Origin of the sequence: Cupriavidus metallidurans CH34, from assembly GCF_000196015.1 — a bacterium.
GTDB classification, from domain to species: domain Bacteria; phylum Pseudomonadota; class Gammaproteobacteria; order Burkholderiales; family Burkholderiaceae; genus Cupriavidus; species Cupriavidus metallidurans.
This window is the reverse complement of the sequence record NC_007974.2, coordinates 74,793-87,773: the sequence shown is the minus strand read 5'-3', so window position 1 is coordinate 87,773 and position 12,981 is coordinate 74,793. Positions and strand designations below refer to the sequence as shown.

Here is a 12,981-nt window from a genome sequence, read left to right as displayed (position 1 = left end):
AAGACCATGACGTTCTATCAAGCCTTTGAAACGCTGGTGGTTCCGCTGATCGTGCTGGCCTGCGCCGTGCACGTGGTGGGCCGCTACATGCCGCGCACGCGCGAGCGCGTGAAAGCGAGCCTGGCCGCGGGGCTGGGCGGAGCATCGGCCAGCGGCTGGCGTGGCTGGGTCGCGCGACGACTCGCGCCGCGCGAGGCCGCCGGTTGCGCCACGGGGTGCGATACGAACAGTGGATGCAGCACCTGCGGATCCAATACCTCGACCAAGTCGACGGAGTCAGGCGGCGCCAGCAACGAGCATATCGTCCGCTTCGTACGCAAATCCTGACGACGGGATCGACGGATGATGCCTGACGACGGCGACCTGAAAGGGTCGCCGTTTTCATTTGCGGGGACGCGAGTCACGCTCGCAGAAATGGGTACGCTTTGGTCCGTGCGCACCCCTCTCCCACGACGCAGGCGAGGGGTTGGGGGAGTGGGCGTGCAGGCTCTGCCTGCCGCCTTGTCGCAATTTGAGGCGCTATTCCCTCTCACCCGGCCCCTCTCCCGCAAGCGGGAAAGGGGGGCAAACCAAGGAGGCAAGCGTACGCAGAAACGGGTACGCACCTCGCAGGAGTGCGTTACTGTGCCGTGCCCGGAATCGTGATCGACAACGGCATGGCCTCCACCCCGGCCGTGCACGTCGCCGTGACCGAGAAGGGGCCAGCCGCCGTCGGCAGGATCGACGCCGAGTTGGGCGCAAGCACCGACTGCGCGACCACGATGTTGCTGCTCGTTGTCGACCACGCCCAGCTCGTCCCGCAACCGGTGATGCCCTCATCCACACCACGATGCATCAGTTGCACCGCGACAGTCGCGCCAGCCAGGCGGTTCACCACCAATGGCTGTGGACCGTTGTAGACCAGCGCCCACGTTGGTTGCTCCGTGACAAACAGCGTGGCGCGCGGCTTTGCGCTCAGCGTCAAGCTGCTGGCCATCTCCGAAAGAATGCTCTGCAGCGGCGACGCGCCGTTCGGCCGACCGGTGCTGACCGTGGTGAGACGCGTCGAGGAATCCGGCAACACGAGCAACGATGGCGATGTGGTCGTAAAGGTCCACAGGCCGGTGAAATCCGGGGTCGAATCGTTTCCATCGCTACGCACCACCTGTGAGAGGTACGTCTGCGGGAAGCCGTTGAGCACGTTCAGCGCATTGATCTGCGAGCCGTTCTGCGACAGCACGAGCCGGAAGCTCGACACCCCGGTCGGGAACACCGACACCGGGAAAGCGCCGGTCAGGGTGCTGCCATCCGGCGCCGTGACCTGGACGCTGACCACCGACAGCGCGACGGTGCTGCCCCCATTGACGCCAAGCAGCACGCCGACATTGGCCACGCCTGCGGCCTGCACCGCCGACGTGGTGCTGCGCCAGGTCCATCCGGTGGCGCTGGCGGAGCGATCCGCGCCGTCGCTGTCGATCAGGGATGCCGTCACGCGCAGGGTCTGTCCGTCCGTCATCGAAAGCGATGGGTACGGCAGCGCAAGGCTGTACGTCCTGCTGCCCGGCGCAACCACCGTAATCGTCGTCGATGCCTGTGGCAGCACGGTCGTCGCATTATTGGCGCCGGTCACGGTCGCCACCACGCTGATGTTGGCGATACCCAGACCCACGCCGGTCACCACCGCGCCGCCCGGTACCGATGCGTTCGCCACGACGGCGATGGAGGAGTTGATGGTCGACCAGGCAAATGTGGTCGAACCGGTAACGTCATTGCCAAGATTGTCAACGACTGACGCAGTCAGCGGCATCGTGTCGCCTACCGCGACCTTGCCGGAGGTCTGGTTCAACACCAGCGTATAGGACGTCGCCACCGCGCCGGAGCCGCCGCTGCCGGCGCTACCGCCACTGCCCGCGCCGCCGGATGGCGCCGATCCCGAGCCCGAACTACCGCCTCCGCCGCCGCATGCCACCATCAGCATGGCGATCGCCGCACAGGCGAGCCATGTGGTCCACGTACGTGTCCGCATGATGATCCCCTCTTGTAGTTTTGGGCCCGTTCCCAGAATCAGACTAGGCGCGATGCGGCGGATGCAATACCGGCCAGAGGATTGAGTGCGAACCAACACAAGGGGCGCGTTTCATCCCTTTGTCGTAAGACGCAACGGCCATGACGGCTCCAAATCGCACCGATGCAGGGCACATCCAGGCGGATCCGCGCCCGATTCCAGGTTGACGCCAGCCCGTGTTCTGCACTACGCTCCTTGAGTCGCGCAACCGCTGTGACACATTTCCCAGCACGATGACCGCTACCGCACTCAACCTCCGCCACGCCGCCGATGCCTCGCGCATCGATGCCGCCGTGCGCGCGTGCGTCGCGGGCCTGCTGTCGTGCCGCGCCCTGGGCGCTTCCTCGCTACTGCTAAGCCTACCGATCGGTTGCCGGGCCTAGAGCCCTGTGGCAGTTCGGCAGCCTTTCGCCACCGTTTTTCCGTCCGTTTTCCGTTTTTGACGCATTCGTCGCATCTTCCCTTAGCGAGGAAGGAGATTTCCCATGCCCATGTTGCAGGATCCATCCACCAAATATCGCCCCGCCACCACCGTCGACTTGCATGACCGAACCTGGCCGTCGCGCCAGATCACCCGCGCGCCGCGCTGGATGAGCACCGATCTGCGCGACGGCAACCAGGCGCTGATCGAACCGATGAACAGCGCGCGCAAGCTGCGATTCTTCGAGCAACTCGTCAAGATCGGGCTCAAGGAAATCGAAGTGGCATTCCCCTCTGCATCGCAGACCGATTTCGATTTCGTGCGGATGCTGATCGAGGAAGATCGCATCCCCGAGGACGTCAACATCGTCGTGCTGACCCAGGCACGCGATGACCTGATCCGCCGCACGGTGGAGTCCGTGCGCGGCGCCAGGCGCGCGACGGTGCATCTCTACAACCCGATCGCGCCCGCATGGCGCCGCATCGTGTTCAATGCATCGCGCGAGGAGATCAAGGAAGTGGCCGTCTCCGGCACGCGCCTGATCCGTGAACTGACCGATGCCATGCCGGACACCGCATGGACCTACGAGTACTCGCCCGAAACCTTCAGCCTGGCCGAACTCGACTTCTCGCTCGAAGTATCGGACGCGGTGTCGGCCGTGTGGGAGCCCGATGCCAACCGACCGATGGTTCTGAATCTTCCGACCACAGTGGAATGCAGCACCACCAACGTGTTCGCGGACCAGGTCGAATGGATGCATCGCCGTCTGGCGCGGCGCGAGCACATCGTGCTGTCGGTGCATCCGCACAACGATCGTGGCACTGCCGTGGCCGCGGCGGAACTGGCCGTGATGGCCGGTGCCGATCGCGTGGAAGGCTGTCTGTTCGGCAACGGCGAGCGCACCGGCAATGTGGATCTGGTCACGCTGGCGCTGAACCTGTACACACAGGGCGTGGACCCGCAACTGGACTTCTCCGATATCGACGAAGTGCGCCAGTGCGTCGAGCACTGCAATCAGTTGCCTGTGCACCCGCGTCATCCGTACGTGGGCGATCTGGTCTTCACGGCATTCTCGGGTTCCCATCAGGACGCGATCCGCAAGGGATTCGCCCAGCAGAAGGACGACGCGATCTGGGAAGTGCCTTACCTGCCGATCGATCCGGCCGATCTCGGCCGCAGCTATGACGCGGTGATCCGTGTGAACAGCCAGTCCGGCAAGGGCGGCATGGCCTATCTGCTCGAACAGATGCACGGCATCTACATGCCGCGCCGCCTGCAGATCGAGTTCAGTCGGGCGGTGCAAGCCATGACCGATGAAACCGGGCTCGAGGCCAGTGCCGCGGATCTCTACGCACTGTTCCGCCGCGAGTATCTCGACGTCGAGGCGCCACTGCGCTACGTATCGCATCGCATGGTATCGGCCAGCGACGCCGCCGCGGAAGTGGAGATCGATATCGTGCGCGATGGTCGTCCGATGCGCATGCGTGGCACGGGCAATGGTCCGATCGATGCGGCAGTGGATGCGTTCACGCGCGGCCTGGGCGTGGCGGTGCGTGTGATGGACTATCACGAGCACGCCATGACCACCGGCGCCGATGCCAACGCGGCTTGCTATGTGGAAGTGCGCGTCGCGGGCTCGATCACGGGCTTCGGCGCGGGCGTCGATCCCAGTATCGTCACAGCGTCACTGAAGGCCGTGGTCTCCGGTATCAATCGCCATCTGCAAACCCGCGACATGTCGGAAGCCGTGGAGGCCAGGGCGGCCTGATGACTGGCGGATGCCCTGCATCCGAGAAAACCGGTGTGCCCTCCCCCCAGAGGGCACACCGCGAAAGACGTCCTCTCGGACGCCCACGACATGCGCGGTGCACAACCACGTGCGCACAGCGTACGGCGGAGGCCGCGTGGGCGCCACGAATCATTCCGCATGTGGTTAGAAGCCCTGTCCGCACAAGCTTGATCGCGGTTTGCACAAAGCTGTAGCGATCTGTCGCGCACAGGCGACGATCAATCCCCCTTTCAATAACAGGGTGATTCTTGCTTGTGCTATGTCAAGGTCTGCAAGGGAACCAAGGGACACACTGGGCGCACATTTTCAATGTCCAGTGCTTTCAGACCATGACCACTACCCTCTCTCCCCGCCGCAAGACCCTTGTTTCCTCCATCTGCATGGCGCTGACCGCCGCCACGATCGGCGCGCTCTCGGCACCGGCCGTGGCCGCCGACGAACAGCAGAGCAACTGGATGATCCGCCTGCGCGGCACGTTCCTGAACATGGACAACAAGTCCGACCCGGTTGGCGGTGTGGGCGCATCTGATCGGATCAGCGTCAACAACAAGTGGATTCCGGAACTGGACGTTACCTACTTCATCGTGCCGAACATTGCCGCTGAACTGGTGCTGACGATCCCGCAAAAGCAGGATGTCCGTCTGGATGGCGCGAAGATCGGCACGTTCAGCCACCTGCCACCGAGCCTGCTGCTGCAGTACCACTTCATTCCGAATGGCACCTTCCGTCCCTATGTTGGCGCTGGTGTGAACGTGACGCGAATCTGGGGCGCGGACATCGCCGGCAACACGCTCGGCCTGGACCGCTGGAGCGTGGGCCCGGCCCTGCAGGTCGGCATGGACTACAAGGTAACCAAGAACTGGTTCCTCAACGTCGACGTCAAGAAGATCTGGATCTCGAGCAACGTCTACGCGAATGGAACAGGCCAGAAGGTATCGAACGTGCAGCTCAATCCGTGGCTGTTCAGCGCCGGTGTCGGCTATCGCTTCTAAGCGGCGATTTTTCTCCTCCTTGTCAAACGGCTGAGCTCGCGACGGCTCACTCCGATTCCAGGCGCGCGGTGATACCGCGCGCTTTTTTTCGTTCAGGAAGACAAGGAGGAAGGTGTCTTAGGTGTCTTATCTGAATGCAGGCTCGTCGAAGCTGCGCAGCTTTCGCGAGTGCAGTTGTTCGACGCCGTTCTCACGCAGTATGCGGATCGCCTCCAGCCCGATGGTCATGTGCTGGCTCACACGCTGACGGTAGAACGCATTCGCCATGCCGCGCAGCTTGAGTTCGCCGTGTAGCGGCTTGTCCGATACGCACAGGAGCGTGCCGTAGGGCACACGCAGTCGGAAGCCATTGGCGGCCACTGCGGCGCTCTCCATGTCGATGGCGATTGCGCGTGACTGGTTGAAGCGCGCGTAGAGCGACTTCGATTTCAGTTCCCAGTTGCGATCGTCGGTTGACACCACCGTGCCTGTGCGCATCCGTGTCTTCATCTCGGTACCGGACAATCCCGTCACACGCGCCACTGCTTCCTGCAATGCCACCTGGATCTCGGCGATCGGCGGCACCGGCACCCAGGGCGGCAGGTCGTGGTCGAGCACGTGGTCGTCGCGCACATACGCATGCGCCAGCACGTAGTCACCAAGCTGCTGCGAGCGGCGCAGCCCGCCGCAGTGGCCCACCATCAGCCAGCAATGTGGGCGCAGCACGGCGAGGTGGTCCGTCATCGTCTTCGCGTTGGAAGGCCCCACGCCGATGTTGACCAGCGTGACACCCAGCCCATCCTCGCGCACGAGGTGGTAGGCCGGCATCTGCGGCAATGCGCGTGGACGTGTCGCGTCATCCGGCTCCTGCTCGCCGAGTTGCTGGATCACGTCGCCGGGCTCGACAAAGCGCACATAGCCATCGCCACCGTCACCGGCCATCAGCGAACGGCCCAGTGTCACGAACTCGTCGACGTAACGTTGATAGTTTGTGAACAGCACGAAACGCTGGAAATGCTGCGGCGCGGTACCCGTGTAGTGATAAAGCCGCTGCAGTGCCAGATCCACACGCTCCGCAGAAAACAGCGACAGCGGCCAGGCTTCGCCCGGAGTGGGCTCATACGTGCCATTGGCGATCGAGTCATCAATGCGGCTCAGTTCCGGCAGCACGAATGACGCCTCGAGTTCACGCGCCTGCGTGTAGCTGATATCGGTGGTCGATGCTTCGATCACGAACGGCAGCGGGATCGGTCGGCGCGAAAGCCCTACCACCACCGGCACGCGGTGATAACGCATCAGGCGCTCGATCTGGTCGCGGTAGTAGTCGCACAGCAGGTCCGGCCGCGTCACCGTGGTGCCATAGACCCCGGGATAGGCCACCGTGCCCCAGGAAGGCCGGCTGTCGGTGACCATCGTCTCGAGATTGACCGAGATGCCCAGGTATGGATAGCACGCGTGCGCGGCCGACGGCAGCGGCTTGCCCTGGGCAAACGCGTCAAATCGCGCGCGCACGGCGGCCACTGAGCTGTCATAGATCTCGCGGATACGCGCCAGCGCGCTATCTGCGTCGTTGAACTCGGCAAGCTGATCTGCCGGGTGGGCGGAGGAGAAGATCGTGGCATTCATGGCAGGCATCATACCGCTAGCCCAAGGGACACGACAGGGCCCCGCGCAGGCCCTCGTGCGGCACCGAACGCGGGGGCTTAACGGACAAAGTTGTTTGACGCAGCCGTGTTCGCTTAGCTACACTCTGTCGCCAAAACGCGCGAACCATACGCGCGCCCGTGGCGGAAGGCACTGGCGTACCCCCACTTTCGTGGGAGTAAGGCGTGCGTGCCCAAGTACCAGGCTGGAGGAATCGTCAATGGAAATCCGCAACCCGTTGCCCGCAGATATCGAGGCAGCCCGGCGTCTGCTTGCCGCCAATGGTTGGGAACAACAGGTCAGCAATCCCGAACGGTTCGCGCAGCTCATCGCCAACTCGCAACGCGTCGCAGTGGCGGTGGAGGGCGGCGAGGTCATCGGCTTCGCGCGCGCGCTCTGCGACGACATCGCGAACGGCTATATCTCGATGGTTGCCGTAGCGCCACAGCATCGTCGCCGCGGTGTCGGCCGCGCACTGCTGCGGCATGTCATGGGCAACGATCCGGATATCACCTGGGTTCTACGCGCGGCGCGCTCGTCGGAAGCCGCATTCTTCGGCCAACTCGGGTTCACGCCGTCGATGGTGGCGATGGAGTGGCGGCGCCGCTGAGCAAGCCCGCCACAAGGTCTCACTCATCAGGTCTCACAGCAGGCATCACGGGCTCAGGCATCACGGCGCGGAATTTTGCGCCATGGCACGACGGAATTCCGCTTCCGTGCCCTCCATGTGGAACAACTTGCCTCCCGGCGCGAAGCGGTCGGCGCTGGACAGGCCTCCCACCACCACGGGCTGAAAGCCCGCATCGCGTACCAGCCTGCCGGCAATGATCAGCGCGCCGGCATCGTTCCCCGCCATCGGCACCGCCATCAACGGCCCCTTGCGATTGCTCTCACGCGCGAAGGACCCCGCGCTCGTGAAATTGAAGACACGCACGACGCGCGCGCCTGGCAGGTATTTGGCGGTGGTCACCCCGATGCCATTGGCTTTGACCTCCTCGACGATCGCCCCATCGCGCGGCGCGACAGCGTTGGTGGCGTCGAGCACGATCTTGCCCTTCCAGTCATGCTGGCTGCCCAGTTCGGGCAACGCGCCGTAAGGCACGGCAAGGAGGACGACATTGGAAAACGCGAGGGCCTGGTCCACGGTCCCGGCCTGTGCCAGCGATCCCAGTTTCTCGACCAACGGCTTGAGTTCTTCGGGATGGCGCGACGAGAACATCACCGGATGCCCCACACCCACCCAGATACCCCCGATCGTGCCGCCGATGTGGCCGGCACCGATGACGCCGATCTTCGATCTCGGCTTGCCGCGTAGTGACTGTGCCGACGCCGGCAACGCCACGGTGCCCAACGCCGCGGACGCCACCCCGATCAGGAAACCGCGCCGCTCACTCCGAAACCCCTTGCCTGTCTGGCTCATGACACGCTCCAGTCGTTCCGATCCAGACACTCTAGGCGAAATCACGGCACGTGGCGGGGCAAGTTGTCACGGGAACGCCTTGCCAGCGCAAAGCGTACCCGTTTCTGCGTGAAGCGAACTTACTCGGGCTGGATGTTTGCCGCCTTGATGATGCGGCCCCATTTCGCCGATTCCTGCGCCTGGAACTTCGCCAGTTCGGCCGGCGAACTTGTGAACACGTCGGTACCGGTCGACTGGTAGAAGGTGGCGGCCGTCTCGCTCCTGGCGGCCTTGACCAGCATCTGGTTCAGCTTGCCGACCACTGCGGGCGGCGTGCCGGCCGGCGCATAGGCCGCGAACCAGTAGCTCATCTCGTAGCCCTTCACGCCAGCCTCGTCGATCGTCGGCACATCAGGCGCCAGCGGCGAACGCGCCTTGCCAGAGACACCCAGCGCGCGCAGCTTGCCGCTCTTCACCTGCGGCAGCCCCGTCGCCGTGTCGGTGATCATCATCTGGATCTGGTTGCCGAGCAAGTCGGTGATCGCCAGCGGGTTGCTCTTGTACGGCACATGCAGCAGTTCCACGTGCGCCATCTGCTGGAACAGCTCGCCGGCAATGCGCGACGAAGAACTGCCGCTGCCGAAGCTGAGTTTGCCCGGCTCCTTCTTTGCCAGCGCGATGAACTCGCCCACGGTCTTGGCCGGTACCTGCGGATTGACCACCATGATCTGGCCGCCACGGCCCAGCGCCGTCAGCGGCGCATAGTCCTTGACCGGGTCGTACGGCAGCTTCTTGAACAGATGCTCATTGGCTGCGTGCGTCGTGTTGGTGGTGATCAGCACCGTATAGCCATCGGGGGCGGCCTTCGCCACGTCGCCGGCGGCGATGAAGCCATTCGCGCCCGGCTTGTTGTCGACCACCACGGTCACCTTCGCTTCCTGCGTCACGGCCTGGCCCACGGCGCGCGCGAGCTGGTCCGTCGCGCTACCGGCCGCGAAGGGCACGACAAAGCGGATCGGCTTGTCGGGAAATTCGGCCCACGCACTGCCGGCCGGCAAGGCCAGGCACGTGAACGTAGCGAAAGCGAGTAGGGCTGCGGGGGCCTGCGGCCTGCGAAACGCGGACATCTGTGTCTCCTCCAGTTGTTTTGTGATGGAACAGCTTGGCAATCATGAAGCGCCGCCGGCAAACCGCGGCGGCAAGGGAATCGGCATGTCCAGCAGCAGAAACGCCAGCGCCTTGCCGTGTGTATCGAGATTGAGCGCATCGTTGACGCCGCCATCGAGCGCGCCATCAATGACGAAGTTCATCGCGTGGATCGACGGCACCAGATAGCGTTTCACGGCCCCGGGGTGCCGATGCGCAAACAACGCGCGCACCGCATCTTCGGTCACGTGCGCGACGAGGTGATCGAAATCGCGGGCATCGTAGGCAATCACGCTGATGTTGGAGCGGTCGCCCTTGTCGCCGGTGCGGCCGTGAGCAAACCGGTAGAGCTTTGTGGTTACGGTCATGGCAGGCTCCGGTCAGGACAACAGGGTATGGCGCGGCGCCACGGCGGAGCGTGGCGCCAGACACGACATCGCGTTAAGGCGCGCACGCAATGCCGTGCGCACGCCACCACCGCCCGCGGGGCCGCATGTGTAGAGCGCATTGACCTCGCGCAGCAGCGCCTGGGCCACCGCCTTGTCCTCGTGCGCCAGCGCCGCGCGCAGGCGCACATCGCGCGCCTCGGCCTCATGCGGCTGCGGCCGCGCCAGCATCTCGCCGGCGTCATCGGCAAACACGCTCAGGACGCCGATCAGGTCGAAGCGGATTGGCACGTCGAAACCGAGCCCCTTCATGCGTTTGCCAAGGATGTCGGCAGCCAGTCGCGCACGCGCCGCCGCATTGGGGCCTGCATACGAGATCTCGCCCTCGGCAATCCACCCGCCCTGGTAGAACAGGTTGACCTTGAGCGTGTCCGGACGCGCATGGCCTCGGATATTGCGGACAGCTACGCGATCCGGACCGACCTGCGCGACCGTCACCTCGCCGATATCGGCGACCACGTCGGGGGTCAGGTAGGCGCAGGGGTCGTGCACCTCGTACAGAAGTTGTTCCTTCACGGTGCGCAGGTCCACGCAGCCGCCGGTGCCAGCCGCCTTGAAGATCTCGATGCCACCATCGGCATCGAGCCGTGCGATCGGAAAACCGACGGCGTGTACATCGGGCACGTCCTTCATGCCCGGATCGGCAAAATAGCCGCCGCTGACCTGCGCGCCGCATTCGAGCAGATGGCCGGCCATCGTCGCAGCAGCCAGGCGATTCCAGTCATCCCAGGCCCAGCCGAAGTGCGCCATCGCCGGACCCACGGCCAGCGCGGGATCGGCCACGCGGCCGCACACCACCACCTGCGCGCCGTCGCGCAGCGCATCAGCAATGCCCTGCGCGCCGATGTAGGCGTTGGCGCAGACGAAACGCGCCTCCGGGAAAGTGTCGCCGACGATACCGCGCAGCAGCGCCCGACCTTCGTCGTGCGACAGGTCATCACCCTCCACGACGGCCACACGCGGCACCGGCAGACCCAACTCCACCGCCAGCTCGCCGATACGGCGGGCCGCCGCACGCGGATTGGCCGCGCCGAAGTTGCCGACGATCGGAATGTCGTTGACCAGGCACAAACCGAGGACCGGCGTCAGGAGCTGGTCCAGCAGAGGTTCGTAGCCATGCTCGGGATCGTCGCGACGTGCCAGTTGCGCAAGTGCCAACGTGCGTTCGGCCAGCGTTTCGAAGATCAGCGCGGCAGGTCCGCCCGCGGCAATCAGCGTGCGCACCACTGGCAGGGCGGCGTCGGTGCGGTCACCGGAAAATCCGGCGCCGGAGCCGATCAGCAAGGGGACAGTCATGGCGTTTCCGAAACTCGAAGAAAAGGACGGCGAACCCATTCTAGGTCTCGCAGGCTCTCACTAACAAACGGATGATTTGGATTAATCTATCGATAATGCCGATAAATCTCCACTACCCGAACCATGCTGTCGAACCTGTCGGTCAAGCACCTGCGCGCTTTCGTTGCGCTGGCCACCCATCGCAATTTCACGCGCGCGGCGCAGGCGTGCCACCTGTCCCAATCGGCATTCAGCGCGTTGATCCAGACGCTCGAGGAACAGGCGGGCTGCCGGCTTTTCGAACGCACCACACGACATGTGGACCTGAGCACCGACGGGCGCCGATTCGAGGAGATGGCGCGTCGGCTGCTGGGCGATTTCGAAGCGGCCTTCGATGATCTGCGCGACCATGCCGAGCGCCGCAAGGGTCGCGTGGCGATCGCTGCGCTACCGTCGCTCGCGGGCGGCGACCTGCCGCCGTTGCTGGCCAGCTTCCACCAGCAATATCCCGGTATCGCGCTCGAACTGCACGACCAGCTCGCCGACGGCTGCATCGAGTTTGTGCGACGTGGACAGGCCGACTTCGCGCTGGCGCCCGCGCCGGCCCAGGACGCCGACCTGCGCGTCGAAGCGCTGGTGCGCGATAGTTTCCATCTGGTCTGCCCGGCCGATCACCCGCTGGCCGGGAAGCGGCGCGTTACGCCACAAGCCCTGGCCGGACTGCCATTTATCCAGCTGTCGCGCACCAGCAGCGTAAGGCAGCACCTCGATGCAGCACTGCATCCACTCAAGCTGAACGGGGTCATGGAAGTCGAGCACCTGGCTACCGTGGCGGCGCTCGTCGAGGCGGGTCTGGGCGTGTCGGTCGTGCCAGCGCTGGCGCTATTCCAGTTCCGGCGCGAAGGGCTGGCCATCCGGCCCATGCAAATGCCCACGCTGGTGCGCGACATCTGCGTGGTACGGCTCAAGGATCGGGGCGATTCGGCGGCGGCAACCGCGATGCTGGATTGCCTGCGCGCGCATTACCGGAGCGGCAGGCGCTAGAGCTAGACCTGGAGGATTGGGCTCAGAAGTGGCCGAGGTAGCCGCCATCGACGGCCAGCACCTGCCCTGTCACGTACGATGCCGCCGGCGAAGCCAGGAACACCACCGCGCCCGCCACCTCTTCCGGTTGGCCCCAGCGGCCCAGTGAGGTCCGGTTGCGCAGCCACTCTGCCACGGTCTTGTCGGCCACCATCGTCTGATTTGGCTCGGTAGCGAAGTATCCCGGCGCAATGGCGTTGACGGTAATGCCCTGGCGGCCCAGATCAGCGGCCATCGCACGCGTCAGCGCATCGAGTCCGCCCTTGGTGGCGGGATAGAGCACGTCATTGGCGCGCGCCACCTGGCCAGCGATCGACGTGACATTGACGATCCGTCCATACCCGCCACGCTGCATCCATTGCGCCGCATGACGGCACAACGCATAGGGCGCGACGAGGTTGGTCTCCAGCATCTGCCGCAGGTCGGCCGCATCGAGGTGGGCCATCGAATTGCGATTACGCGCGCCGGCATTATTGACGAGGATGTCGAGCCGCCCGTGACAGGCGACGATGTCGTCGAACGCCGCGGCCACGGCGGCTTCATCGGTGATGTCGAGAACGAGCGCCTCGGCGCCTAGGCCGTTGGCCCGCAGTTGCGCGACGGCTTCGTCCACGCGCGCGGCGTTGCGCGCGCAGATCAGGACGTGCGCGCCAGCGGCGGCCAGGCCGGCGGCAATCGCCTGGCCAAGGCCCTGCGCACCGCCCGTGACCAGTGCCACGCGGCCGGTGAGCGAGAAGGGATGGGCTGTGGATGCATTTTCCAT

The 12,981-nt window shown here is 64.8% G+C and carries 13 protein-coding genes; 6 read left to right on the top strand and 7 right to left on the bottom strand.

Features of this window, described 5'->3' with window-relative positions; translation table 11 throughout:
- Positions 1 to 6: 6 nt before the first annotated feature.
- Positions 7 to 327, top strand: coding sequence for a DUF6587 family protein (locus RMET_RS18530; protein ID WP_011518097.1), 321 nt, complete (start codon positions 7 to 9; stop codon positions 325 to 327).
- A gap of 292 nt (positions 328 to 619) precedes the next feature.
- Here the strand turns inward: RMET_RS18530 and RMET_RS18525 are convergent, their stop codons facing one another.
- Complete coding sequence (locus tag RMET_RS18525; protein ID WP_011518095.1) at positions 620 to 2,005, bottom strand: hypothetical protein; 1,386 nt, start codon at positions 2,003 to 2,005, stop codon at positions 620 to 622.
- Between the two features lie 272 nt (positions 2,006 to 2,277).
- On the opposite strand from RMET_RS18525, the gene RMET_RS34005 reads away from it, so the two are divergent.
- The 3 genes from RMET_RS34005 (at position 2,278) to RMET_RS18515 (ending at position 5,246) form a co-directional block, all read left to right on the top strand.
- On the top strand, positions 2,278 to 2,427 hold the full coding sequence (locus RMET_RS34005) for a hypothetical protein (RefSeq protein WP_011518094.1): 150 nt from the start codon (positions 2,278 to 2,280) through the stop codon (positions 2,425 to 2,427).
- Between the two features lie 108 nt (positions 2,428 to 2,535).
- Positions 2,536 to 4,233: a 2-isopropylmalate synthase gene (gene leuA / locus RMET_RS18520; RefSeq protein WP_196776433.1), complete on the top strand. Its 1,698-nt coding sequence runs from the start codon at positions 2,536 to 2,538 to the stop codon at positions 4,231 to 4,233.
- Positions 4,234 to 4,583: 350 nt separating this feature from the next.
- Positions 4,584 to 5,246 carry an OmpW/AlkL family protein gene (locus RMET_RS18515; RefSeq protein WP_375198994.1) on the top strand — a complete coding sequence of 221 codons (663 nt, stop codon included), beginning with the start codon at positions 4,584 to 4,586 and terminating at the stop codon, positions 5,244 to 5,246.
- 126 nt (positions 5,247 to 5,372) lie between these two features.
- On the opposite strand, the gene RMET_RS18510 is transcribed toward RMET_RS18515, so the two are convergent.
- Positions 5,373 to 6,863: an AMP nucleosidase gene (locus RMET_RS18510; RefSeq protein WP_011518091.1), complete on the bottom strand. Its 1,491-nt coding sequence runs from the start codon at positions 6,861 to 6,863 to the stop codon at positions 5,373 to 5,375.
- A gap of 226 nt (positions 6,864 to 7,089) precedes the next feature.
- Here RMET_RS18510 and RMET_RS18505 point away from each other — a divergent pair, with 226 nt between their 5' ends.
- A complete protein-coding gene (locus RMET_RS18505) occupies positions 7,090 to 7,479 on the top strand; it encodes a GNAT family N-acetyltransferase (protein ID WP_008646522.1) in 390 nt (129 codons plus the stop codon).
- Between the two features lie 60 nt (positions 7,480 to 7,539).
- Here RMET_RS18505 and RMET_RS18500 read toward each other — a convergent pair whose 3' ends face one another.
- The 4 genes from RMET_RS18500 to RMET_RS18485 form a co-directional block, all read right to left on the bottom strand.
- Positions 7,540 to 8,289 carry an NADPH-dependent F420 reductase gene (locus RMET_RS18500; RefSeq protein WP_011518090.1) on the bottom strand — a complete coding sequence of 250 codons (750 nt, stop codon included), beginning with the start codon at positions 8,287 to 8,289 and terminating at the stop codon, positions 7,540 to 7,542.
- Positions 8,290 to 8,408: 119 nt separating this feature from the next.
- Positions 8,409 to 9,395, bottom strand: a complete 987-nt coding sequence (locus RMET_RS18495) for a Bug family tripartite tricarboxylate transporter substrate binding protein (RefSeq protein ID WP_011518089.1) — start codon at positions 9,393 to 9,395, stop codon at positions 8,409 to 8,411.
- Positions 9,396 to 9,437: 42 nt separating this feature from the next.
- Positions 9,438 to 9,782: an AtuA-related protein gene (locus RMET_RS18490; protein ID WP_011518088.1), complete on the bottom strand. Its 345-nt coding sequence runs from the start codon at positions 9,780 to 9,782 to the stop codon at positions 9,438 to 9,440.
- 12 nt (positions 9,783 to 9,794) lie between these two features.
- A complete protein-coding gene (locus tag RMET_RS18485; RefSeq protein WP_029309839.1) occupies positions 9,795 to 11,156 on the bottom strand; it encodes an acyclic terpene utilization AtuA family protein in 1,362 nt (453 codons plus the stop codon).
- 123 nt (positions 11,157 to 11,279) lie between these two features.
- Between RMET_RS18485 and RMET_RS18480 the strand changes: the two genes are divergently transcribed.
- Complete coding sequence (locus tag RMET_RS18480) at positions 11,280 to 12,179, top strand: LysR family transcriptional regulator (RefSeq protein WP_011518086.1); 900 nt, start codon at positions 11,280 to 11,282, stop codon at positions 12,177 to 12,179.
- A gap of 22 nt (positions 12,180 to 12,201) precedes the next feature.
- On the opposite strand, the gene RMET_RS18475 is transcribed toward RMET_RS18480, so the two are convergent.
- Positions 12,202 to 12,981: an SDR family oxidoreductase gene (locus RMET_RS18475; RefSeq protein WP_011518085.1), complete on the bottom strand. Its 780-nt coding sequence runs from the start codon at positions 12,979 to 12,981 to the stop codon at positions 12,202 to 12,204.

Bases quoted from the DNA above. Each gene is read 5' to 3' on its own strand.
- RMET_RS18530 (WP_011518097.1), top strand. From the start codon at position 7: ATGACGTTCTATCAAGCCTTTGAAACGCTGGTGGTTCCGCTGATCGTG.
- RMET_RS18525 (WP_011518095.1), bottom strand. From the start codon at position 2,005: ATGCGGACACGTACGTGGACCACATGGCTCGCCTGTGCGGCGATCGCC.
- RMET_RS34005 (WP_011518094.1), top strand. From the start codon at position 2,278: ATGACCGCTACCGCACTCAACCTCCGCCACGCCGCCGATGCCTCGCGC.
- leuA (WP_196776433.1), top strand. From the start codon at position 2,536: ATGTTGCAGGATCCATCCACCAAATATCGCCCCGCCACCACCGTCGAC.
- RMET_RS18515 (WP_375198994.1), top strand. From the start codon at position 4,584: ATGACCACTACCCTCTCTCCCCGCCGCAAGACCCTTGTTTCCTCCATC.
- RMET_RS18510 (WP_011518091.1), bottom strand. From the start codon at position 6,863: ATGATGCCTGCCATGAATGCCACGATCTTCTCCTCCGCCCACCCGGCA.
- RMET_RS18505 (WP_008646522.1), top strand. From the start codon at position 7,090: ATGGAAATCCGCAACCCGTTGCCCGCAGATATCGAGGCAGCCCGGCGT.
- RMET_RS18500 (WP_011518090.1), bottom strand. From the start codon at position 8,289: ATGAGCCAGACAGGCAAGGGGTTTCGGAGTGAGCGGCGCGGTTTCCTG.
- RMET_RS18495 (WP_011518089.1), bottom strand. From the start codon at position 9,395: ATGTCCGCGTTTCGCAGGCCGCAGGCCCCCGCAGCCCTACTCGCTTTC.
- RMET_RS18490 (WP_011518088.1), bottom strand. From the start codon at position 9,782: ATGACCGTAACCACAAAGCTCTACCGGTTTGCTCACGGCCGCACCGGC.
- RMET_RS18485 (WP_029309839.1), bottom strand. From the start codon at position 11,156: ATGACTGTCCCCTTGCTGATCGGCTCCGGCGCCGGATTTTCCGGTGAC.
- RMET_RS18480 (WP_011518086.1), top strand. From the start codon at position 11,280: ATGCTGTCGAACCTGTCGGTCAAGCACCTGCGCGCTTTCGTTGCGCTG.
- RMET_RS18475 (WP_011518085.1), bottom strand. From the start codon at position 12,981: ATGGAAAATGCATCCACAGCCCATCCCTTCTCGCTCACCGGCCGCGTG.